17 protein-coding genes are annotated in these 22,610 nt (G+C 72.7%); 8 read left to right on the forward strand and 9 right to left on the reverse strand.

Features of this window, described 5'->3' with window-relative positions:
* Window positions 1-39: 39 nt before the first annotated feature.
* From ACZ4TW_RS01590 to ACZ4TW_RS01610, 5 genes are all read right to left on the reverse strand, one after another.
* The gene (locus tag ACZ4TW_RS01590) at window positions 40-717 is read right to left on the reverse strand and encodes a TetR/AcrR family transcriptional regulator (RefSeq protein ID WP_465539486.1); all 678 of its coding nucleotides are present in this window, start codon (window positions 715-717) and stop codon (window positions 40-42) included.
* 63 nt (window positions 718-780) lie between these two features.
* Window positions 781-1,128, reverse strand: coding sequence for a putative quinol monooxygenase (locus ACZ4TW_RS01595; protein WP_465539488.1), 348 nt, complete (start codon window positions 1,126-1,128; stop codon window positions 781-783).
* A 5-nt stretch (window positions 1,129-1,133) separates the two neighbouring features.
* A complete protein-coding gene (locus tag ACZ4TW_RS01600) occupies window positions 1,134-1,913 on the reverse strand; it encodes an ATP-binding cassette domain-containing protein (RefSeq protein ID WP_465539490.1) in 780 nt (259 codons plus the stop codon).
* Window positions 1,910-2,950, reverse strand: coding sequence for an ABC transporter permease (locus ACZ4TW_RS01605; RefSeq protein ID WP_465539492.1), 1,041 nt, complete (start codon window positions 2,948-2,950; stop codon window positions 1,910-1,912). The genes ACZ4TW_RS01600 and ACZ4TW_RS01605 overlap by 4 nt, the downstream gene beginning before the upstream one ends.
* Before the next feature lie 121 nt (window positions 2,951-3,071).
* Window positions 3,072-4,166, reverse strand: a complete 1,095-nt coding sequence (locus ACZ4TW_RS01610) for a substrate-binding domain-containing protein (protein ID WP_465539494.1) — start codon at window positions 4,164-4,166, stop codon at window positions 3,072-3,074.
* Between the two features lie 116 nt (window positions 4,167-4,282).
* Between ACZ4TW_RS01610 and ACZ4TW_RS01615 the strand changes: the two genes are divergently transcribed.
* The 4 genes from ACZ4TW_RS01615 (at window position 4,283) to ACZ4TW_RS01630 (ending at window position 11,389) form a co-directional block, all read left to right on the forward strand.
* On the forward strand, window positions 4,283-5,344 hold the full coding sequence (locus tag ACZ4TW_RS01615) for a LacI family DNA-binding transcriptional regulator (RefSeq protein ID WP_465539496.1): 1,062 nt from the start codon (window positions 4,283-4,285) through the stop codon (window positions 5,342-5,344).
* Between the two features lie 4 nt (window positions 5,345-5,348).
* Window positions 5,349-6,299, forward strand: coding sequence for a PfkB family carbohydrate kinase (locus ACZ4TW_RS01620; RefSeq protein WP_465539498.1), 951 nt, complete (start codon window positions 5,349-5,351; stop codon window positions 6,297-6,299).
* Window positions 6,300-6,554: 255 nt separating this feature from the next.
* The gene (locus ACZ4TW_RS01625) at window positions 6,555-8,264 is read left to right on the forward strand and encodes a hypothetical protein (protein WP_465539500.1); all 1,710 of its coding nucleotides are present in this window, start codon (window positions 6,555-6,557) and stop codon (window positions 8,262-8,264) included.
* 236 nt (window positions 8,265-8,500) lie between these two features.
* Entirely contained in the window at window positions 8,501-11,389 is a 2,889-nt protein-coding gene (locus ACZ4TW_RS01630; protein ID WP_465539502.1) for a GH32 C-terminal domain-containing protein, read from the forward strand.
* A gap of 54 nt (window positions 11,390-11,443) precedes the next feature.
* Here ACZ4TW_RS01630 and ACZ4TW_RS01635 read toward each other — a convergent pair whose 3' ends face one another.
* Window positions 11,444-13,030, reverse strand: coding sequence for a glycoside hydrolase family 68 protein (locus ACZ4TW_RS01635; RefSeq protein WP_465539504.1), 1,587 nt, complete (start codon window positions 13,028-13,030; stop codon window positions 11,444-11,446).
* Window positions 13,031-13,670: 640 nt separating this feature from the next.
* Between ACZ4TW_RS01635 and ACZ4TW_RS01640 the strand changes: the two genes are divergently transcribed.
* Window positions 13,671-15,392, forward strand: a complete 1,722-nt coding sequence (locus tag ACZ4TW_RS01640) for a glycoside hydrolase family 32 protein (RefSeq protein WP_465539506.1) — start codon at window positions 13,671-13,673, stop codon at window positions 15,390-15,392.
* A gap of 8 nt (window positions 15,393-15,400) precedes the next feature.
* Here ACZ4TW_RS01640 and ACZ4TW_RS01645 read toward each other — a convergent pair whose 3' ends face one another.
* Window positions 15,401-16,480, reverse strand: a complete 1,080-nt coding sequence (locus tag ACZ4TW_RS01645; RefSeq protein ID WP_465539508.1) for a LacI family DNA-binding transcriptional regulator — start codon at window positions 16,478-16,480, stop codon at window positions 15,401-15,403.
* Window positions 16,481-16,554: 74 nt separating this feature from the next.
* On the opposite strand from ACZ4TW_RS01645, the gene ACZ4TW_RS01650 reads away from it, so the two are divergent.
* On the forward strand, window positions 16,555-17,658 hold the full coding sequence (locus tag ACZ4TW_RS01650) for a DUF998 domain-containing protein (protein ID WP_465539510.1): 1,104 nt from the start codon (window positions 16,555-16,557) through the stop codon (window positions 17,656-17,658).
* Here ACZ4TW_RS01650 and ACZ4TW_RS01655 read toward each other — a convergent pair.
* Together ACZ4TW_RS01655 and ACZ4TW_RS01660 are read right to left on the reverse strand one after the other, a co-directional pair.
* The gene (locus tag ACZ4TW_RS01655) at window positions 17,646-18,188 is read right to left on the reverse strand and encodes a DedA family protein (RefSeq protein WP_465539512.1); all 543 of its coding nucleotides are present in this window, start codon (window positions 18,186-18,188) and stop codon (window positions 17,646-17,648) included. The two genes, ACZ4TW_RS01650 and ACZ4TW_RS01655, sit on opposite strands and share 13 nt — an antisense overlap.
* A gap of 144 nt (window positions 18,189-18,332) precedes the next feature.
* Window positions 18,333-19,244 (reverse strand): cation efflux transmembrane domain-containing protein, encoded by a 912-nt coding sequence (locus tag ACZ4TW_RS01660; protein ID WP_465539513.1) that lies wholly within the window; start codon window positions 19,242-19,244, stop codon window positions 18,333-18,335.
* A gap of 130 nt (window positions 19,245-19,374) precedes the next feature.
* Here ACZ4TW_RS01660 and ACZ4TW_RS01665 point away from each other — a divergent pair, with 130 nt between their 5' ends.
* Entirely contained in the window at window positions 19,375-21,075 is a 1,701-nt protein-coding gene (locus ACZ4TW_RS01665) for an MFS transporter (RefSeq protein WP_465539515.1), read from the forward strand.
* On the forward strand, window positions 21,072-22,607 hold the full coding sequence (locus ACZ4TW_RS01670) for a leucyl aminopeptidase (protein WP_465539517.1): 1,536 nt from the start codon (window positions 21,072-21,074) through the stop codon (window positions 22,605-22,607). Before ACZ4TW_RS01665 ends, ACZ4TW_RS01670 begins: the two co-directional genes overlap by 4 nt.
* The last annotated feature ends 3 nt before the right edge of the window (window positions 22,608-22,610 follow it).

Consider the following 22,610-nt stretch of genomic DNA (forward strand, 5'->3'; position numbering starts at 1 on the left):
CCGGCCCCTCAGGGGGTCGGCGCCTCGTCGCGTGCGGGGTCAGGCCCCGAGCAGTCCGTCGAGCAGCCGCTCGACCCCCCAGGCGAATCGGCCGGCGGGATCGTCGGCCAGGGCGCGGCTGCGATCGCTGAGCGGGAACGACTCGAGGTCGTCCCAGAGGGTGTCGGATGCCGCGGCCGGCGCCTCGTCCTCGAGCTCGGCCTCCACGGCCCGCCCGGCCTCGGCGGCGTCGAACGCGACCGCGCCGAGGACGTGGACGCGCACGGCGTGCGCCGCTCGCCCCGCATTCGCGAGGTCGAGGCCGGCCACGCTGAACGCCGCGAGCAGCTCCTCGTCGATGCGTGTCGCGTTGGGACCGTCGAGCGGCGTCGCGAGCAGCAGCCCGACGGCGCCCGGTCGCTCGACGAGCAGCTCGCGCAGGCCCCGGGCCACCGCCAGCACGCGGGTGCGCGCGGCGCGCGCCGGGCTCGCGGCGCCGGCGCCGGAGGCATCCGTCGGCCCCGCCTCGATCTCGAGCCGGCCGAGGACCCGCTCGACCATGCCGGCCAGCAGCGCCTGCTTGTTCGGGTAGTACGTGTACATCGCCGTGGGCGTGAGACCGAGCGCGCCGGCGACGCCCCGCACCGAGACGGCGTCGAAGCCCTTGGCCTCGAGCAGCTCGAACGCGGCGTCGAGGATCTCGGCGTGGGTGAGGCTGCGTCTGGGTCCGGGTCTCATGGGGCCTTCCGTCGGGGCGACTCGACACACCGTACAGCGTTCCGCGCCGCCCCGGCGGAGGCCCTACCCGACCGGGCGCAGGAACCGGAGCACCGAGCCGCCCGGCTCGGCGATGAGCGGCCCGAGCGCGGCGTTGAACCGGGCACCGTGCGGCTGTGCGAGGTGTTCCGCGAACGCAGCCGCATCGCGGTACGCCTCCACGACGACGAACCTCCGTCCGTCCACCGCCTCGTCGACGGCGAGTTCGGCCACGACGGGCGGCTCGGTCTCGACGTACGAGTCGAACGCGAGGCATCCCGGCTCGGCCCGCACGGCCGCGGTGAGCTCGGCCAGGAGCGACTCGACCTCGGCCTCGTTGCCCGGCAGCGCCGTGAACTCGGCAACGAGCTCGACGGGGCCGGGAGCGTCCATCCAGCTCATCCGCGGCTCGCCCCGGTCATGATCGCGACGGCGTCGGTCATCGAGTGCGTCTGCGGCGTGATCGTCGCGGCGCGCTTGCCGAGGCGCTGCACGTGGATGCGGTCGGCCACCTCGAACACGTGCGGCATGTTGTGCGAGATCAGGATGACGGGGATGCCGCGGTCGCGGAGGCTGTGGACGAGCTGGAGCACCTGGTTCGACTCGCGCACGCCGAGCGCGGCGGTGGGCTCGTCGAGCACGACGACCTTGGACCCGAACGCCGCCGCACGCGCGACCGCGACGGCCTGGCGCTGCCCGCCCGAGAGGTTCTCGACGGCGACCGTGACATCCTGCAGCGTCGAGATGCCGAGCGAGGACAGCTCGTCCTTCGCGCGCTGCCGCATGCCCTTCTGGTCGACCATGCGGAACACCGAGCCGAGCACGCCCTTGCGGCGCACCTCGCGGCCGAGGAACAGGTTGGAGGCGACGTCCAGCGCCGGCGAGACGGCGAGGCCCTGGTAGACCGTCTCGATGCCGGCCGCCCGCGCGTCCTGTGGGCGCTTGAAGTGCACGGGCCGGCCGTCGAGCGTGATCTCGCCCTCATCGGGGATCTCGGCGCCCGTCAGGCACTTGATGAGCGTCGACTTGCCCGCGCCGTTGTCGCCGATCACCGCGAGCACCTCGCCCGGGTACAGCTCGAGGCTCACGCCATCGAGGCCGACGACCCGGCCGAACGTCTTGACGAGGCGCTTGGCGGTGAGGATGGGCGCGCGGGTCGCCGTGTCGTTCGCGGTCATGCGCGTACCTTCCTGATCCACTGGTCGACCGACACGGCGACGACGATGAGCACGCCGACGGCGAAGGTCTGCCAGAGCACGTCGAGCCCCGCGAGCGCGAGGCCGTTGCGGAAGACGCCCACGATGAGGGCGCCGAGGAGCGTGCCCCAGACGGTTCCGCGACCGCCGAAGAGGCTCGTGCCGCCGATGACGACGGCGGTGATCGAGTCGAGGTTGAGGTCGGCGCCCGCGTTCGGCGATGCGGCGTTCGAGCGGCCGATCTGGATCCACGCGCCGAGCGCGATGATCGCGCCCGCGGCGAGGTAGACGCTCATGAGCACGCGGCTCACGCGGATGCCCGCGAGGCGCGCGGACTCGCGGTCGTCGCCGACCGCGTACACGTGCCGTCCCCACGCGGTCTTCTGCAGGATGAACGCGATGGCGACGTAGAGCAGCAGCATCATGACGACGCCGACCGTGAAGTTGACGCCGAACACCGGGAACGTCGCGCCCGTCCACGTGAGTAGCTCGGGCATCTCGCCGCCCCGCACCGTGGCGCCGCCCGAGTAGAGCAGCGTGAGCGCGAGGAAGATGTTCAGCGTGCCGAGGGTCACGATGAACGGCGGCAGCTTGAGGCGCGTGACGAGCGCACCGTTGAGCGCGCCGGCGCCCAGACCGACCACGAGGCCCGCGACGAGGCCGAGGACGGCGGGCAGCCCTGCCTGAACGGTCGACTGCGCGATGACCATCGAGCTCAGCACCATGACCGCGCCGACCGACAGGTCGATGCCGGCCGTGAGGATGATGAGCGTCTGCGCCACGGCGAGCGTGCCGACGACCGCCACCTGCTGGGTGATGAGCGAGAGGTTGGCGGGGTTGAGGAATCGGTCGTTCAGCAGTCCGAACACGATCACGGCGACCACGAGCACGATCGCGGGACTGATCGCGGGATACCGGTGCAGGGTGTTGCGGATGCGGCTGAGCGGGGTGGTGCGGTCGAGGAACTCCTCGGCCAGGTCGAGCGCCGAGGTCGGCGGCTCGGTGGTGTGCTGAGTCACGTGGGCTCCGTTCGGAAGAGGTCGGCTGCGGAGGGCGGGTGGGCGTGGGCGGCGCGGGCCGGCCGGGAGGCGAGGGGGCACGTCATCCGTGCCGGCGCGCGCCGCTCACGCGGTCACCGGATCAGCCCCAGCAGATCTCGCTCGCCTCGGCGGTGTCGATCGACTCGACCCCGTCCTGCGGCTCGTCGGTCACGAGCGCGACGCCCGTGTTGTAGAAGTCGAGGCCCTCGCTGACCTCGGGCGTCTCACCCGTGGTAACGAGGTCGTGGATGGCCTGGACGCCGAGCTCCGCCATCTTCAGCGGGTACTGCTGGCTCGTCGCGCCGATGATGCCCTCCTTCACGGCGTCGATGCCGGCGCAGCCGCCGTCGACCGAGACGACGATGAGGCCCTCGGTCGCGCCGGCGGCCTTGAACGCCTCGTAGGCGCCGTACGCGGCGGGCTCGTTGATGGTGTAGACGACGTTGATGTCGGGGTTCTGCGAGAGCAGCGTCTCGGCGGCGGTGCGGCCGCCGTCCTCGGCGCCCTGGGATGCCTCGTTGCCCACGATCTCGTACTCGCCGCCCGAGTACTGGCCCGTCGCGGCCTCGTCGCCGTTCTTCGTCTCGTCGGCCAGGTCGATGCCCATGCCGTCGAGGAAGCCCTGGTCGCGGGCGACGTCGACCGAGACGACCTTGTCGTCGAAGAGGTCGACCATGGCGATCGTGGCCTTCTCGCCGCCGAGCTTCGAGGCCGCCCACTTGCCGATCTCCTGGCCCGCGAGGTAGTTGTCGGTCGCGAACGTGATGTCGACCGACTCCGGGTCGGAGGGGGGCGTGTCGAGGGCGATGACGTAGAGGCCGGCGTCGCGCGCCTTGACCAGCGCGTCCTCGACGGCGGGGCCGTTCGGGGTGATGAGGATGCCGGAGTCGCCGCGCGAGATGGCGTTCTCGATCGCCTGGATCTGCGTGTCCTCGTCGCCGTCCTCCGAGCCGGCGGCCAGCGTGATCTCGACGCCGAGGTCGTCGGCTGCGGCTTCGGCGCCCTCCTGCATGGCGACGAAGAACGGGTTGGTGTCGGTCTTGGTGATGAGCGAGACGCTGATCGTCTCCTCGTCGCCCGCCTCGTCGGCGGATCCGCCGGAGGCGCATCCGGTGAGGGCGAGCGCGGCAGCTGCGGTGAGCGAGCCGGCGACGATGAGCTGGCGACGGAACGCGCCGTGGCTTCCGTGATTCATCGGGGAATCTCCTCTGGTGTGGGGGCCTCGTTGCCTTCCTGACAACGATGTCACGTTAGGTCTAGTTCATGCCGATGTGTATAGTCAAGACCAACCCGCTCATTGGAGACCGAATCGTGACACCGTTGTCAAACGGCGCCGCGGCACCCGAGGCCGCCCGCTCGAGGCCGACCATGCGGCACGTGGCGGCGCTCGCCGGCGTCGGCGTCAAGACCGTCTCCCGGGTCATCAACGGCGAGCCCAACGTCTCGCCCGCCACCACCGCCAAGGTCCTGGCGGCGGCGCGCAGCCTCGACTACCAGCCCGACCTCTCGGCGGGCAATCTCCGTCGGGCCGACGGGCGCACCCGCACGCTGGGCCTGCTGGTCGGCAGCGTCGACAACCCCTTCTCCGGCGCAGTGCACCGCGCCGTCGAGGATGTGGCGCTCCGTCGCGGGGTCGCCGTGTTCGCCTCGAGCCTCGACGACGACCCCGACCGTGAGCAGGAGGCGGTCCAGGCGTTCCTCCGCCGCCGCGTCGACGGCCTCATCCTCACCACCGTGTCCGAGAGCCAGGCCTACCTCGCGGCCGAGCTGCGCCGCGGCACGCCGGTGGTCTTCGTCGACCGCGAGCCGGCCGGAGTGACCTCCGACACCGTTGTCAGCGACAACCGCGAGGGAGCCGCGCTCGCGACGCGGCACCTGCTCGAACGCGGCCACCGCCGGCTCGCCCACCTCGGCGACCGGCCGACCATCCGCACGGCGCAGGATCGGCGTCGCGGCTTCCTCGAGGAACTCGGGCGCGCGGGCGTCGCGACGCGCGACATCCCGGTCGTCGACGGACTGCACGACGAGGCGTCCGCGCGCCGGGCGACCCTCGAGCTCTTCGACCGCGACGACCCTCCCACGGCCATCTTCTCGAGCCAGAACCTCGTGACGATCGGCGTCATCCGTGCGCTGCGCGAGCTCGGCCGGCACCGCGACACCGCCCTCGTCGGCTTCGACGACGTGCCGCTCGCCGACCTGCTCGAGCCCGGCGTCACGGTGGTCGCCCAGGACCCCCAGCAGATCGGCCGGATCGCCGCCGAGCGCGTCTTCGCGCGGCTCGACGGCGACGACACGCCGCCCGCGCGCCGGATCGTGCCGACGCGCCTCATCGAACGCGGCTCGGGCGAGATCGAGCCCAGACAGGAAGGTTGAGCCGATGTCGCAGCGCAGCGCCTCCCCCGCCCGGATCACCGTCGTCGGCGACGCCCTCATCGACGAGCTCCGCGACCCCACCGGCGCACGCGAGTTCGTCGGCGGCGCCGCGCTCAACGTCGCGGTCGGGCTGGCACTCCTCGGCGAGCAGGCCACGCTCGTCGCCATGCTCGGCGACGACGAGCCGGCCGCCCGCATCAGGTCGTTCCTCGCCGACTTCGGCGTCGGGCTGGTCGAGAGCCCCTCGCCGCACGGCACGTCCCGCGCGGTCTCCGACCGCGCCGACGGCGAGCCCCGGTACGAATTCAACGAGGCGGCCCAGCAGCGCCGGCTTCGCTTCGACGATGCGACCCGCGCGGCGCTCGACGAGGCCGAGCTCGTCGTCGTCAGCTGCTACCCGTTCGACGACGACGAGCAGGTCGCCCTGCTGCTCGAGGCGATCCGCGACCCCGAGCACCGACTCGTCGTCGACGGCAACCCGCGGTCGGGCATGATGCACGATCGCGATCGGTTCCTGGCCAACTTCGAGCGGGTCGCCGCGCGATCGCTGCTCGTGAAGGTGGGCGACGAGGATGCCGCGCTGCTGATCGAGGCGCCGCTCGAGGAGTTCGTCCGCCGACTCGGGGGCGGCGCGCCCGAGCCCGGCGCCGCGCCATCCGCCCGCCGACCCGCCGTGCTCGCGACCGCCGGCCGCCTCGGCGCCTCGGTGCACCAGGGCGATCTCGAGGTGACGACGGGCATCGTCACCCTGCCGGGGCCCGTCGTCGACACCATGGGCGCGGGCGACGCGACGCTCTCGGCGATCGTGCACCACATCGCCGTGGACGGCGTCCCGAGCACCGCGGAGGAGTGGTCCGGAGCACTCGAGGAGGCCATGACGATCGCCGCCGCAACCGTGCGTCACGAGGGGGCGCTACTGCGAACCGGCGTCGTCTCGCCGCAGCTCGGCAGCTGAAACGCCCGTAACGGGGGTCTTGCGGCGCAACAGGTGGAACGTCGTAGACTCGGCCCCAACCGCTGATGGCGACATCGGCGCGGTGCGCCGCACGGCCGGCTCGACACCCCCGACCCCCGGAGGTGCCGGTCGACGCACCCGCTGAGCCCGAGGCGACCCCCAGACCTGTCGGCGTGCACCCCGATCGCGCGCCGCCCAACGGACGAGCGCGGCTTCACGCGTCCGCCACCCCCGGCGGACGGGAGAGGAGTGGATGTGCAGGACGCCTCCGGCAGCCATCCCGCAACGACCCCACTCCTGCTTCCGGTCGTCGACGCCCCCACCGACGCCGATCTGGTCCGGTCCGCGCGCGCCGGCGACGCGTTCGCATTCACGCGCCTGTGGCGTCGCCATGAGGCGACCGCCTCGACGGCGGCCTCGGCGACCCCCGGCCGAGCCGACGTCGAACAGGTCGTCGGCGCCGCGGCCGCACTGATCGCGCAGGCCGTCCGCGCCGGCGGAGGACCGTCGGGCGCCGCCCAGCCCTACGTGCTCGCCGCGGTCCGCGAAGCCGCAGCGACGGCAGACGGCCGCGCGGCCGGGCCCGTCGAGGGCGAGCCCTCGCTGCTCGCGCCCGAGGAGTGGTACGTCGATGCGCTGCCCGACGGCATGCGCGACGGCGCGGCCGTCGCTGCCGCGTACGCGAGCCTGCCCGTGGCCGCGCAGGAGGTGCTCTGGCTCGCCGAGGTCGACGGTCGGAACGCCGCCGAGATCGCCGCCGAACTGGGGTCGACGCTGCCTCGCGCCGAGGGCCTGCTGGTCGAGGCCCGCGCCGGCCTCGATTCCGCGTGGGCCGATGCGGTGGCGCTGCGGGTACCGGAGGATTCCGAGTGCGCGCGCATCCTCGCGCGGCGCACGCTCGCCGACCGCGCGACCGAACGCCTCCGCCCCAAGGTCCGCGCGCACCTCGAGACGTGCGCGACCTGCCGCGCCGCCGTGGGCGATGCGACCGCGCTCGCGCGACGCCTGATGGCCAGCGTCCCGATCCTCGTCCTGGGCGGGGCCGCCGGTACCGCGTTCCTCGAGGCGACCCGGCCCGGCTCCTCGACGGCGGCGCTGGAGCCGGTACCGTCGGTCGACGACCGGGCCGTGGTCGCGCCGCTGGTCGGCGCGGGCGCGGCGGTCGCGGCGGCGGCAGCTCGCGCAGCCGGCGTGACCGCGGCCGTCCCTCCGGTCGCGGCAGCAGCGACGGCCGACCCGGTCGTGGCCCCGGCCCCCGTCACCGTCCTGAGCGCGGCTCGCCGCACGCCGCGGCGCCGGCTCGCGGCCGTCGTCACCGTGCTCGGCGGCGCCGCCGCCGCGGCCGCGATCGTCACGGCCGTCACCCTGAACGGCCCGGCGCCCACGGCCACGACGGGCGTTCCCGAGGCCGGCGGCTCAGCCGACGTCGCGGCGCAGGCACCCGACATGCAGCCACCGGTCGTCGTCGCGACCGAGCTCCCGCCCGATCCCGGCGATGACCCCGAGGCCGGCGCACAGGTGCCGCCGACGACCGACACGGCACCACCGCCGTCCGCCGACGGCGCCGATCGGGGCGCGGGCGACTCCACCGACGGCGCCGCGGCGCCCGATCCCGCGCCGGCACCATCCCCGTCCGAGACCCCGTCCGGCGGCGACTCGGGCGCGATCGCCGCGCCGGGCCAGCCCGGCGACCGCAACCTCGTGAGCGCACCCGGCAGCCCGGCGCCCGGCGCGCCGATCCAGGCCGAGTACGGCAAGCCGAGCGCCAACGGCTGGCGCACGCTCACGCTCACCGGCTCGCCGGTTTCGGCCTACACCGTCTCCGACGGCCGGACGGTCCTCCACACGGGTGTCCTCGGTCCCGACGGCACCGCCGAACTGGCCGTGCGCGGGTCGACCACCAACCTCACGGTGCAGTACGGCTCGCTCGCACTCACCGCCGGCGTCGACCCGGCGTCCGAATAGCAGCGCCGGTTCGCGGTCCCACCGCGAGCCCGGCCGTCGCCCGGACACAACCGCCGGCGCGCCATCCGCTCTCAGCCCTTGATTTGTCCGCTGGACACTGCGTAGCATCGCCGCCGAATCTGACAACGATGTCACTCCGCCAGGCGTGACACGCGCGATGAAGGGCGAACCGGCCGATGACGACGGTATCAAGACGCAGGATGAGCAGGATGTGGGCCGCTTGCGCGGCGACCATCATGCTGGCATTCGGAACGATCCATGCCGCGAGCGCGGAGGAGGTGAGCGTGGATCCCGCCGACGAGCAGTACCGGCCCGCGCTGCATTTCACCCCCGAGCGGAACTGGATGAACGACCCCAACGGTCTCGTCCACCACGACGGCACGTGGCACCTGTTCTTCCAGCACAATCCCTCCGGCACGCGCTGGGGCAACATGAGCTGGGGCCACGCGACGAGCACCGACCTCGTGCACTGGGAGGAGCAGCCGATCGCCATCCCGCAGACCTTCGACGAGACCGGCACCGCCATCGAGGACATCTTCTCGGGCTCGGTCGTGGTCGACGAGGGCAACACCAGCGGTTTCGGCACCGCCGAGGATCCGCCCCTGGTCGCGATCTACACGAGCGCCTACACGCCGGCGCACCCGACCCTCGCGGGCGTCCAGGCGCAGTCGCTCGCGTACAGCACCGATGACGGGCAGACGTGGACCAAGTACGAGGGCAATCCCGTGCTCGACCGCGGCTCCGCGAACTTCCGCGACCCGAAGGTGATCCGGTACACGAACCCCGAGACGGGCGAGTCGTACTGGGTCATGGTGGCGGTCGAGGCACTGCAGTACAAGGTGGTCCTGTACCGCAGCGACGACCTGAAGACCTGGACCCACCTCAGCGACTTCGGCCCGGCGAACGCGACCGGCGGCATCTGGGAGTGCCCCGACCTGTTCCCGCTCGCGGTCGACGGGGACCCGTCGAACGTCAAGTGGGTCATGGTGGTCAATCTCAACCCGGGGTCGGTGGCGGGCGGCTCCGGCGGACAGTACTTCGTGGGCGAGTTCGACGGCACGACGTTCACATCCGAGAGCACGGTGACGGATGACGCGCTGCCGGCGGGCGACATGTTCGCCTCGTTCGACGACGGCACCTGGGGCGACTGGTCCGTCGGGAACGAACCGGGCAATTGGAAGGACGGCCCGTGGGGCAGGGCGCCGGCCGCCGGAACGCTGCCGGGCCAGAACCCGGTGTCGGGCTTCGTGGGGGCGGGGCTCGTCAACGGCTTCCACGACGGCGACTGGCCCGTCGGCACCCTCGAGTCCCCCGGCTTCACGGTCGACCGCGGCCACGTGAACCTCCTCGTCGGCGGCGGCAACCACCCGCACGTCGCGGGGACGCAGCTCGGCAACGAGCCCCCCGCCGGCCGCCTGCTCTTCGAGGGCTTCGAGTTCCCGGACGGCACGACCCTCGCGGGCACCGGCTGGGAGGCGACGGGCGACTTCGCGCTCGAGCCGTGGCGGAACCCGTCGACGCAGGGCGGCGACTACTATCTCGGCGCCAAGCGGATCAACACGTTCGAGGGCGGACCGCTGGGCGACGGCAACCGCGGCGACCTCATCTCGCCCGAGTTCACCATCGAGGCGGGCGAGGATCACCTGTCGTTCCTGCTGGGCGGCGGCAAGCGCCAGGACGGCACGCTCGAGGTGCAGCTCGTCGTCGACGGCGAGGTCGTGCGCACGGCCACCGGACCCGAGGCGGGTCAGCTGAACTGGCGCTCCTGGGAGGTCTCGGAGTTCGCCGGGCGCCAGGCGCGCCTGCGCGTGCACGACGATGCGACGGGCGGGTGGGGCCACCTGACGTTCGACCACGTGGTGCTCGGTGCCGAGGCGGCGCAGGCCCGCTCCGACGAGACCTCCGTGAACCTCGTCGTCGACGGCGAGGTCGTGCGCACTGCGACGGGCCGGAATAGCGAGAACCTCGACTGGGTGAGCTGGGACGTCTCGGAGTTCGCCGGCCGCGAGGCGTCCATCCGGCTCGTGGACAACAACCGGTTCGGCTGGGGTCACGTGCTGGTGGACCAGGTGATGTTCTCGGATACGGCGGCGGCGCCCCGAATCGAGGGCTACGACTGGCTGGACTGGGGCCGCGACTACTACGCCACGGTGTCGTTCTCGGGGGCACCCGACGGACGGCGCGTGATGCTCGGCTGGATGAACAACTGGGACTACGCCAACGACATCCCGACCGGCGCGTGGCGCAGCGCGATGGCGCTGCCGCGCGACGTCGAGCTGGTGACGACCGAGCGCGGCCCGCGACTCGCGCAGCGCGTCGTCCCCGAGTTCGCAGCGCTCGAGCGACCCGCGATCGCCTACGCGGATGGCGCGCGGCCGATCGCCGACGGTGCCGAGACGCTGCCCGTGACCGGCGACGTCGTGAGGATCGACGCGGTGCTCGCACCGGGCGAGGCCGATGCGGTGGGGCTCAGCGTGCTGGGCGGCGACACGGCGGCGACGCGGATCGGGTGGGATGCGGCATCCGCTCGCCTGTTCGTCGATCGTCGCGAGTCGGGCGACACGGGCTTCCACCCGGCGTTCGCCTCGCTCGACGATGCGCCGGTCGCGCTCGAGGACGGCCGGCTCGCGCTGACCGTCTACGTCGACCGCGCGTCGGTCGAGGTCTTCGCCGACGGCGGGCGCACCACGATCACCGACCAGGTGTTCCCCGAGGCGGGCGCCGAGGCCATCGGCCTGTGGGCGGAGGGCGGCGACGCCTGGCTGGAATCGCTGACGGTGACGCCGATGCATGGTGCGATGTATCGCGAGGCCGGGGCGGATGGCGCGACCGCCGCCCCGCCCGCGGCCGAGCTGTCGTCGCTCACGGGCCCCCGGCGCGGCCCCGACGCCGACGGCGACTACGTCGTGAAGGTGAAGGTCGGCCGCGGCGAGCCGACCACCGTCGTGCGCCTTCTGGAGGACGGGCGGGTGGTGCAGCGCGCCTACCGGGAAGCCGGGTCGTCGCGGACCGTGGAGTTCGCGGTGACGGATGCGGCGCCCGGCGAGCACCGTTACCGGGTCGAGCTCGAGAACTCGGCCGGCGTGACCGACGGCGGTGAGCTCGTCGTGACGGTGGCGGGCTGAGCAGGTGCGGGTCGAGGAGCGGCGCGACGCCGTCTCCTCGACCCGCACGCACGCCTACTGGAGCTTGCCGCCCGAGTTGACGTCGAGGTTCGCCGGGATGTCGGCCCAGCCGCCGAGCCCGCCGTCACCGTAGGAGTAGTCGACCGAGGAAGTGGCACCGTCGAGGTCGATCTTCACGGTCGGGGCGAGGGTGCCGCCGCGCACGAAGTCGTCGTGGGTGCCGATCGTGTCGATGAAGGACTGCACCAGGCCGCCGGGCATGACGTAGTGCGAGTACGCCTGGAAGTGCCCCGGGTGCTGGTTGTAGTCGGGCGCGAACGGCTGCCCGCCGGCGAAGTTCAGGTTCGTCGGGTTGCCGAGGGCGAGGCCCGAACCGCCGTTGAGGGGCTGGAAGTCGCTGCGGATGCCGTCGCCGACGAACGCGTAGACGCCCTCGGGGCCGTCGATGCCGGCGGCGTAGGTGCCGCGGTGGCTGATCGTGAAGAGGTAGGCCTTGCCGTCCTTGAACACGTACTGGGGGCGCTCGGTCTGGTCGGTGACGCAGTTCGCCGAGAGGACCGGCGGCAGGAACTCCCACTCGGTGAGTTCCTTGTTCTTCGCCTTGGCCAGGCCGACGTTCGCGATCTGGTAGGTCGCGCCCGACGCGTTGACCTCGTCGACGGTCTCGGCGTAGGGGTCGCCGTCGCGGTAGCCGAGGTCCTCCTCCGTGCAGTAGGCCTCTTCGCGCGGCATGGCCGTGTTGCCCTCGAACACCATGTAGGTCTCACCGGGGTTGTCCGGGTCCTCGAAGGTGAACGGGTCGCGGAAGTTGAAGAACTCGTTCTGCTCGCCGGTCTGGTAGTAGACGCCGTCGGCCTTGAGCAGGTCGTGGACCTTGTCGAAGCCCGTGAGCTTCACGCCGTTCGGGTTCACGTGCACCTTGCCGACGCTCAGGGCGATCCGCGGGTCGTAGGGCTTGATGTTGGAGCCGTCCGGGTTCCGGTAGAACGCCACGTCGGTGAAGAACAGCTTGATCTCGCCGCCCTTGAAGATGCGCGCGGAGCCCGACCACTGGGTCTGGTGGGTGAACGACTGGTCCTCGAAGATCTCGCCCGTCACGCCCTCGTCGAACACGAGGCCGCCGTAGGTCCAGCCGCCGTTCTCGGGGCGCTCATCGGCCGGGATGCCCGCGGGCCGCGAGAACCAGCCGATCTTGGCGTAGTGGTGACGCTCGTCGAAGCCGAGGCTCCGGTCGGCGACGAGCGAGAAGATGATCTCCTGGCCGTTGACGCTGTACTGGTTGCCGTCCTCGTCGGTCAGGGGCCAGGTGTCCCACACCCAGACCTCGCCGTTGGACATGTCGGGGAAGTCCTGCGGCACGGTCGGCATGGTCACCGACTGGGGCATCGAGTTCTCGCGCGAGCCCGCGTCGGGGTCGGACATCCGCTTGATCTGGCGGGCGTCGGCGCGGGTCCACTTCGCGGTGAAGTCGTCCTCGGGGTCGAACGCCTCCTGCGTGTGGACGGTCGGCTCGGGTCCGGGCTGGAGCTCCGGTTCCGCGACGGCCGCGGCCGCGCCGGTGAAGAGCGTCCCGACCACGACGCCGGCCGTGGTGAGCGCTCCGATGAGCGGGCGCCTGGTGCGCCGGGTGAGTGTCGACATGGTGTCGCCTTTCGTAGGGTTCGGTGCCGCCGCGGGTGCGGCGGCGGCCGGCGGCCGCGGGGCCGCCGGTGCATGGATCGTCCGCATGGGTGCGGCGATCGAGGGCGGATGCCGCGTCCCGCGGAGTGCGCGGAAACCGGCGTCCGACCCGGTCGTGTCCGGCCGTCCGCTCGGCGGGACGGTCGGGAGTCGGTGGTGCGGCGAGACGTCGCCGTCGTGGTGCGACGTGCGCACGGCACGTCGACTGTCGTCACGTTCGTCGCCGCCGTGCCGGTGACGGAGCCCGGCGTGCGATGGCGCATTCCTCGAGAACGCGGCGTGTGCGTCTTCCCCCGGCACAGGAACCTATGCGGAATCTGACAACGATGTCAAGCCGAATTCGCAACCTGACATACAGGTGCGAATGCATGGAAATTCCCAGATCAGCGCGCTGGCGCGGATGGTCGCGCTTCCACGAGCCGGGCTCGTCCGGAGAAGTTTGCAAAACGATTTGGGCCCGGTTAGCGTGGGCCCCGATTCCTCGAGTGGCGCGTGCGTCCCTCCCGAACACCCTTGCTTGCGAAGGCGCGCCGCCGGTTCGACCGGATCGCCCGCACGGGGCGTGACGGCCGGCCGCGGCGCGCGAACACCACGGAGGATCATGAACCGCACACCCCTGTCACCGGTGCCGAAAGGCGCCGATGCGCACGCGCCCGCGCATCCCGGGCATCACCGACGTCGTGCCGTCGCCATCGCCGCGGCCGCTGCGGCGGCGGTCATCGCACTCGTCGCCGGCCTGGTCCTCGTCTCCGAGGCGCCCGGCACCGCACCCGACGACGGCAGCTCCACGCCGACCGCCGCGCCAGGCGACGACACCCGCTACACGCGCCCGGCCGACTGGTCCGCGTACCGTCCCGCCGTGCACCTCACGCCCGCCGAGCGCTGGATGAACGACCCGCAGCGGCCCTTCTGGCTCGACGGCGAGTGGCACTACTACTACCTCTACAACGCCGACCATCCCGAGGGGAACGGCACCGAGTGGTATCACGCGACGTCCACCGACCTCGTGCACTGGCGCGAGGAGGGCGTGGCGATCGAGAAGTACGAGAACGGCCTGGGCGACATCCTGACCGGGAGCGCCGTGGTCGACACCGAGGGCACCGCCGGGTTCGGCGAGGGCGCGGTCATCGCGATCGTGACCCAGCAGGACGACGGCGTGCAGCGCCAATCGCTCTTCGTCTCCACCGACGGCGGCGACCGCTTCGATCCCTACGCGGGCAATCCGATCATGGAGAATCCCGGGGAGGTGCACTGGCGCGACCCGAAGGTGACCTGGGACGAGGCCCGCGGCGAGTGGACGATGATCCTCGCGGAGGGCCACCGGCTCGGCTTCTACACCTCGCCCGACCTGAAGCAGTGGACCTATCGATCCGCCTTCGAGCGCGACGACCTCGGGATCCTCGAGTGCCCCGACCTCTTCGAGATGTCGGTCGACGGCGACCCCGCGAAACGGCGCTGGGTGCTGCTGGCCGGCGTCAACGGCGAGCGATACGGGATGACGACCGGCACCGCGTACTGGACCGGCGAGTTCGACGGGGAGCGCTTCACGCCCGACGCCGAGGAGCCGCAGTGGCTCGACCGCGGCGCCGACTTCTACGCCGCGGTGACCTGGGACGATCCGCGCCGGGATCCGGTCGAACGCCTCGCCTCGCGCTCGGCGATCGGATGGCTCAACAACTGGGCCTACGCCGGCGACCTGCCGACCGACGACTGGAGCGGCGGCGCCGACTCGATCGTGCGCGAGCTCCGGCTGGTCGACGACGGCGGTCGCCCCTCGCTCAGGTCGACGCCGGTCGGCGCGATGGGCGAGCTGGAGGGCGAGCCCGAGCGGCTCGACCCCGTCATCTTGGCGGATGGCGCGCAGGCCCCGCTCCCGCAGCCGGCCTCCGACGCCTATCGCCTGCGCGTCACCGTCGCGCCCGACCCGAGGCGGCCGGCGCGCGAGGTGCGCTTCCGCGTGCTCGAGGGTGACGGCGCGTTCGCGACCGTCGGCGTGGACTTCGCGTCGGGCACGGTGTTCGTCGCGCGCGACGCCGACGCCGCGGCATCCGCCATGCCCGAGGCGTACCGCGAGGTGCGCGCCGCGCCGGTCGCGACCGGCTCCGACGGCAGCGTCGTGCTCGATGTCGTCGTCGACCGCTCGTCGGTCGAGGTGTTCGCGAACGACGGCGAGGCCGCGCTCTCGAGCCTGGCGTTCGGCCGGCCCGGCGCGAACGGCCTGTCGGTCGAGTCCGTCGGCGGGTCGACCCGCCTCGCGGCGTTCGAGCTCGCGCCGCTCGCGGTCGCGCCCGTCGAGCGTCTCGCCGAGCGCGGCGCGGGCTGAGCCGCGACTCAGCGGGGCTGGGCGACCGAGCCGCGCTCGACGAGGCGGCACTCGAGGAACGTGGGGGTCGCGACCGGCGCGCCCGCTCCGGGGTCGGCGTTTCCGTCGAGGAGGCGGAGCAGCGCGCGCATGCCCCACGCGCCGAGCTCGCGGTGCGGCAGCGCCACGGTGGTGAGCCCGGGTTCGAGGGCCTCGGCGACGATCTCGAGGTCGTCGACGCCCACGAGAGAGAGGTCGTCGGGGATGGCGAGGCCGAGCGCCGCGGCGGCCTGCGCCACGCCCATGGCCATCTGGTCGTTGAAGCAGAACACCGCGGTCGGACGCTCGTCCCCGGGCCGGTCGAGCAGTGCGTGCCCGGCGGCCCGACCACCGCGGGCATCGGACGACCCGGCGACCACGAGCGCCGAGGCGGGATCCAGCCCTGCCTCCGCGAGCGCCGTACGGAACCCGGCCTCGCGGCCGCGCCGCGCGGGCGCCTCGTCGACCGTGCTCGCGAACGCGATCCGGCGGTGGCCCGCGTCGAGCAGGCGCCGCACGGCGGTCGCCGCGATGCCCGGCTCGTCGGGTGCGACGGCGGGCACGAGCCATCCGCCACCGGGGACCGCGTCGACCAGCACGACCGGCACGTCCTCGATGCCGTCGGGCCGCGTCACGACCTGGTGCGACATCCGGGCCAAGAGGATGCCGTCCACCCGCTGGTCGACGAGCGCGCGCAGCTGCCGCGCCTCGAGGTCGGCGTCGCCCTCGGAGTCGGACACGATCAGCAGGAGGCCGTGTTCGCGTGCGACCTCCTGGGCGCCCTGGATGATCCGGCCCGCGAACGGCGTCGTCGCGATGCGGTCGCTCGCGAGCCCGATCACGCCCGTGCGACGGCGGCGGAGGCCCTGGGCGACCCGGTCGGGCGAGTAGCCCAGCATCGCGGCCGCACGCAGCACGCGCTCGCGCGTCTCGGCACGCACGGATCGGGAGCCCGACAGCGCGTGCGACACGGTCGTGGGCGAGACGCCCGCAGCGCGCGCGACGGCACGGATGCCGGGACGCGGCCCGCGCGCGAGCGGCGATCCCCGTTCGGTCCGGTGCTCCCCCACGCGCACCGAGCCTAGCCGGGGCGCGCCGGACCTTCGTCCCGGCCCGCGCGGCGCCGGATTCCTACCATGACGCCATGACCGCATCGACGGCGCCGTCGCCGGCCACCTCCGCATCCCCCGGTCGTCGCCTCGCGGTCGAGACCGAGGCCCTCGTGGGCGGTGCGGTCGCGGCCGCCGCGAGCGGGCTCGTCGCCGCCGTCGGCTTCGCGGGCGGCGTGTGGCCGCTGTGGGGAGGCTGGTCGGCCGGCGCGGCATCCGCCATCGCCGTGGTCGTGACCGGCCTGGTGCTCGGCGCGACCGGGTACTGGCGCTCGCGCAACCTGCCCGGCCAGGAATGGCGCCGTCATCTCAAACCGTGGAAGTTCTCGCTCGACGTCGCCACGGTCGCGGCCGTCCACGCCGTCATCGGGGGCATCCTCGCGGTCGTCGTGTTCGTCACGCTGCAGCGGAGCTTCGAGGGGCTCGTCGTCGACGGGCTGACCGCGACCGGCGCGACCGCGACATCGGCCGGCCTGGCCGGGTACTGGATCTACCTGTCGGTCTCCGCGATCACCACCGATCGCCTCGCGACGCTGCTCGTGATCTTCATGTCGGTGGCCGTGCTCGCGAGCATGGCGACGGCGCAGGACCCGGCGTGGTGGGAGTACCACTTCAGCCAGCTGGGCACCGCCGACGACTTCTCGAGCAGGCTGTTCAACCTCGCGGTGATCCTGGGCGGCGCCTTCGTCACGACCTTCGCGCTCTACGTGCACCGCGACCTCACGACGCTCGTGCGCCAGGGCGTGCTCGTCCACGCCTGGACCCCGCGGTTCGTGTCGGTCGCCTTCATCGCCATGGGCACCCTGCTCGCGTGCGTCGGGATCTTCCCGCTCGACGTCAGCATGCTGCTCCACAACCTGAGCGCGATCGGGATGTCGCTGATCTTCCTCACCATGCTGCTCACCGCACGATGGACGCTCCGGGGCATGCCCGCGCGCTTCTTCTGGTTCTGCGGGGCCGGCGCCGCGCTGCTGCTCGGCGGCGCCCTCCTGTTCGAGCCGATCGGGTACTACAACCTCACGGCGTTCGAACTGCTCGCGTTCGCGACGATCTTCGGATGGATCTCGGTGTTCATCCGCTTCGTCAACGCCATCGCCCATCGGGAGTTCGACGACTCGGACCTCGGCTACTCCGCCTGACCCGACTGGCCCGCGTCGGCGTCGTCGGGCAGCCTCGGCGGCACGGCCGCGGACTGGGCCGCGGCGAACGCGCGCGCCCGGCGCGTCGTGAACTCGATGAGCGCGAGCAGCGCCGCGACGCCGAGCACGCTGAGGATCGCCGCGACCGGATTCTGCGAGGCCGCCTGCACGATGGCGTTCACGGTCGCGAGGCCGAGCACGCCGTAGAGGGTCGCCCACATGGCGCCGCCCACGATGAGCGCCGGAAGGTACTTCACGAGCGGCATCCGGAGCACGCCCGCCGCCAGGTTCACCGCCGTCTGGAAGCCCACGGTGAGGAACGACAGCGCCACGACCGGCGAGCCGTAGCGCTCGATCACCGCCTCCGCGCGAGCGAGCTGGGGCGCCATCCGCCCCCGCCGCTCGAGCAGGCGCTTGACCCCGGCCCGCGAGCCGCGCCCGAGGGCGTACGTGCCCCCCGCACGCAGCAGCACGATCACGAACAGCACGCCGATCGCCGCCGGAAGGGGCCAGCCCTCGAAGATCTCCACGTGTCCGCCCGTCGCCGTCGTCGACCGCGGCGGACGGTCGACGGCCGCCCGGACGTCGCGGTCGTGGGTTCAGGCTGGAGTCTAGTCGCCGGTGCTCGGAGATGGGCCGGGGCCGAGCGCTCCGCAGCTCGGCAGCTCCGACACTCAGGCGAGCGCCGGGTCGGTGGTGAGCTCCACAGTCGCCTGGACGTCGTAGGGCAGCGCGTCGAGCGCGGCGTGCACCGCGCGGCGCACCTCGTCCTCGCGGTCGATCGTGACGGGGCCGGCCGCCGCGTCCACCAGGAACACCACGTCGACATGCAGCGAGCGGCCCAGGCAGGTCGAGCGCACCTCGGGCCCGGGCAGGTCGAACCTCGCGGTGACGCCGTCGACGGCCCGCTCGATCGCGAGGAGCGTGTGGCCGTCGGGCATCGCCTCGAGCAGGTCCTCGAGACCCCGACGCAGGGTGCGCACCGGCGACGGCAGCATGAGCGCGCAGGCGACCAGCACGAGGATCGGGTCGGCCCACTCCACGGCGGACGGAAGGACGCCGCTCATCGACAGTGCCAGGGCGGCGCCGGCGAGCAGCGCGCTGACGGTGAACCGGATGGCTCCGTCGCGCCACCGTCGGCGCACGGCCTCGCCGAGCCCGCCGTCGTGCGCTCGGCCGATGACGACGGCGCAGACGCCGCAGGCCACGGCGGCGATGGCGGCGAATCCGGTGACGAGCACGAGGTCGACCCGGCGACCACCCGCGACGAGTGCCGCGACGGCATCCGCCGCCGCGAACACCACGAGCGCCGCGATGGCGAGACCGTGCAGCGCCGAGAGCAGGGGCGGCAGGGCCGCGGGGCCGTACGGATGGTGCGGGGCCGACTGGACCCCGCCGGCCCGCAGCGCGCGCAGGGCGAGCCAGGCCGAGCCGGCGCCGACGGCGGCGACCGCGCCCTCGAGCAGGAGCAGCCGTGAGCCCGACACGATCCCGATGACGATGCCGGCGACGGACAGCACGGCGACGACCGAGACCGAGAGTCGCAGGCCCCGCGCCTCTCCGCGCGCGGCTGCAGCGGTTGTCATGCAGGACAGACTAGCCCCGCGGCATCCGACCGCGACGCCATCGGTTCGCCGCCCTATCGCTCGCGCGGCCCGCGGGCTACTGTCGGATCGACGCCCGGCTCCCCGCGCCGGGCCGGTCCGGGGGGTCCACATGAGTTCCAGCCCGCAGTCCGCCGGCTCCACCCGGCAGGCGACGGAGACCGCGGCGCGGGCCTCGTGGCTGCCGCTCATCGTCGTCGTGATGACCCAGATCCAGGCGTCGTTCGCCGTGAACGCCCTGACGGTGTCGATGGCCGGCATCACGACCGACCTCGACACGGCGGCATCCTCGGTCGGCATCGCCATCACGGCCGGCACCTTCTCCATGGCCGCGTTCATCCTGCTCGGAGCCAAGGTCGGCGCCCGCTTCGGCACGCGACTCGTGTTCCAGGTCGCGGTCGCCATCCACGCCGTCGCCATGGCCGGCGTCGCGCTCGCCCCCACGCCCGCGGTGCTCTTCGTCGCCCAGGCGTCGTCCGGCGCCGTCATCGCGCTCATCGCGCCCGCGCTCACGGTCTTCATCGCCACGAACTACCACGGGTCGCAGCAGGCGCGCGCGATCGGGCTGCTCGCCGCGGCCATCCCGGCGGCCGGCGTGCTGGCGCTGCTCATCGCGGGGCAGTTCGCGACCACGATCGGCTGGCGCTGGTCGTTCTGGCTCATGGTCGCACTCGGGGTGGTGAACCTCCTGCTGAGCTTCCGGCTCAAGGCGGTACCGGCGCAGCCCGGGCTCACCATCGACTGGACCGGCGCCCTGCTGGCGGCGGCGTCGATCATCCTGCTCAGCTTCGGCTTCTCGGGCCTGAACACGTGGGGCATCTGGAACGCGACCGCGCAGGCGCCGTTCGACGTGCTGGGCATCTCCCCCGCGCCGATCCTCATCGTGCTCGGCCTCGTCGTCGGGCAGGTGTTCTTCCTCTGGCTGCGGCGGCGCGGAGCGGCCGGCAAGCCCCGCATCTTCGACCTCCGCGTGCTCGCCACGGGCGCCGAGCGGGCGGTCACCGCGTGCATGGCGACGATGCTCTTCGTCGGCACGGCCGCGAACTTCCTCATCCCGCTGTACATGCAGGTCGTGCAGGGGCTCTCCGGCATCGAGACCTCGTTCTCGATCATCCCCTACACGCTCTCGATCTTCCTGTCCTCGACGTTCATCGCGTACCTCTACGGGCGATTCACCCCGCGCGTGCTGGGGGCCGCCGGCTTCGTCGTCGTGGCGGCCGCGCTGACGCTGCTCGCGTTCACGGTGCGTGGCGACTGGGGCCAGGCGTTCGTCGTGGTCGGCCTCATCCTGCTCGGGCTCGGCCAGGGATCGATCGTCGCCCTCGTGTTCAACACGCTGCTCTCGGCCGCGCCGAAGCAGCTCGCGGGCGACGTCGGCGCGTGGCGCGGGCTCGTGCACAACCTCTCGGGGTCGGTGGGCATCGCCGTCGCGACGGCCTTCGCCGTCGGCATCCTCGCCTCGTCGCTCGCGACCGCCGCAGTCGAGCATCCCGAGATCAGTGACGAGCTGATCAGCGAGGTGAACTTCGACGACGCCGACTTCCTCACGAACGCGCAGCTCGAGGAGACCCTCGGCGGCACGTCGGCCTCCGAGGCCGAGGTCGCCGCGGCCATCGAGATCAACGAGGAGGCGCGCCTGCGGGCGCTGCAGATCTCGCTGCTCGGGCTCGCGCTGCTCTCGCTGCTCGCGATCGTGCCCGCCCTGCGCATGCCGGACTACCGCGACGGCGAACTGCCCGAGAAGATCGAACCCGACGACGACGACCCGGTCGACGAGGTCGTCGATCCCGAACGCCAGGAGGCGACGACGTGACCCGTAGTCCAAGCAAGCTCATTCCGGCCGACTTCTCGCCGATCCCCTCGCTCGATGCGTTCGATGCGGTCGAGGTCGCCGCGGTCGACGAGTTCGGCGGCGGCACCGGGGGCGCCGGCCTCGACGCGATCGGCGTCATCGTGCACGACGAGGGCCCGCTGCCCGAGGGCATCGGACTCGACCGCGACGCGCTGCAGCGCGCGGGGTTCGAGGGCAAGGCGGGCCAGGCGCTGCTGATCCCTCAGGCCGGGCGCACGCTCATCATCGTGGTGGGCGGCGGACCGGCCCCCGAGTTCGCCGATTCCGGCCTTCGCGACGCCGCCGCCGCGTTCGTCCGCGCCGTGCCGAAGGCGGCGAACATCGGCCTGCGCGTGCCGTCGCTCGGGTCGATCGGCGCCGAGGCCGCCGGGCGCGCACTCACCGAGGGCGTGCTCCTCGGGCGCTACCGGTACGACGCGCTCAAGGGCGAACCGCGCGAGGCGCGGCTGGGACGCGTGGAGTTCCGGATCGACGGGGCGGATGCGGCGGAGGCATCCGCGGGCATCGCGACGGGCCTGGTGGCCGCGCGCGCGACCGCCATCGCGCGCGACCTGGCGAACACGCCGCCGAGCCACCTGACGGCGACCGACATGGCCGACGTCGCCGAACTGCTCGGCGGACGCTTCGGGTTCGACGTCGAGTCGTTCGACCGGCAGCAGCTCATCGAGCTCGGCTGCGGGGGCCTGCTCGGGGTCAACGCCGGCAGCGCCGAGGAACCCCGCATGGTCGTGCTGAGGTACTCCCCCGACGGCGCACCGACCGGGCACCTCGGCCTCGTCGGCAAGGGCATCATGTACGACTCGGGCGGAATCAGCCTGAAGCCGAGCGACCCCATGCACCTGCTCATGAAGATGGACATGGGCGGCGCCGCAGCGGTCCTCGGCGCGTTCACCGCGCTCCGCGAGCTCGGCGCGACCGCGCGGGTCACGGGGTGGCTGATGTGCACCGACAACATGCCCTCGGGCTCCGCGTACAAGCTCGGCGACGTGCTCACGGCACGCGGAGGCACGACCGTCGAGGTGAAGAACACCGACGCCGAGGGTCGCCTCGTCATGATGGACGGCCTCGTGCTGGCGACCGAGGAGGGGGTCGACGCGATCGTCGACATCGCCACGCTCACGGGCGCCGCGCTGCGCGCGCTCGGCTCGCGCATGTCGGTGCTGCTCGGCACGAGCCAGCCGCTCATCGACCGCGTGCGCGACGCGTCGATCAGGGTCGACGAGACCGCGTGGCAGTTCCCGCTCGAGCGGAGGTACCGCAAGCAGCTCGACTCCGACGTGGCCGACATCTCGAACCTCGGCGGTACGGATGCCGGCGCGACGACCGCGGCCCTGTTCCTCGCCGAGTTCGTGGGCGACACCCCGTGGGCGCACCTCGACATCGCCGGCACCATGCAGTCCGACTCCGACGACGCGTGGCGTTCGAAGGGCGCGACGGGCTACGGCGCGCGCATCCTCGCCGAGTTGGCGCGGGACTTCACGCCCGTCGGCTGAGCC

The sequence above is a fragment of the Agromyces sp. NPDC029043 genome (genome assembly GCF_055564615.1).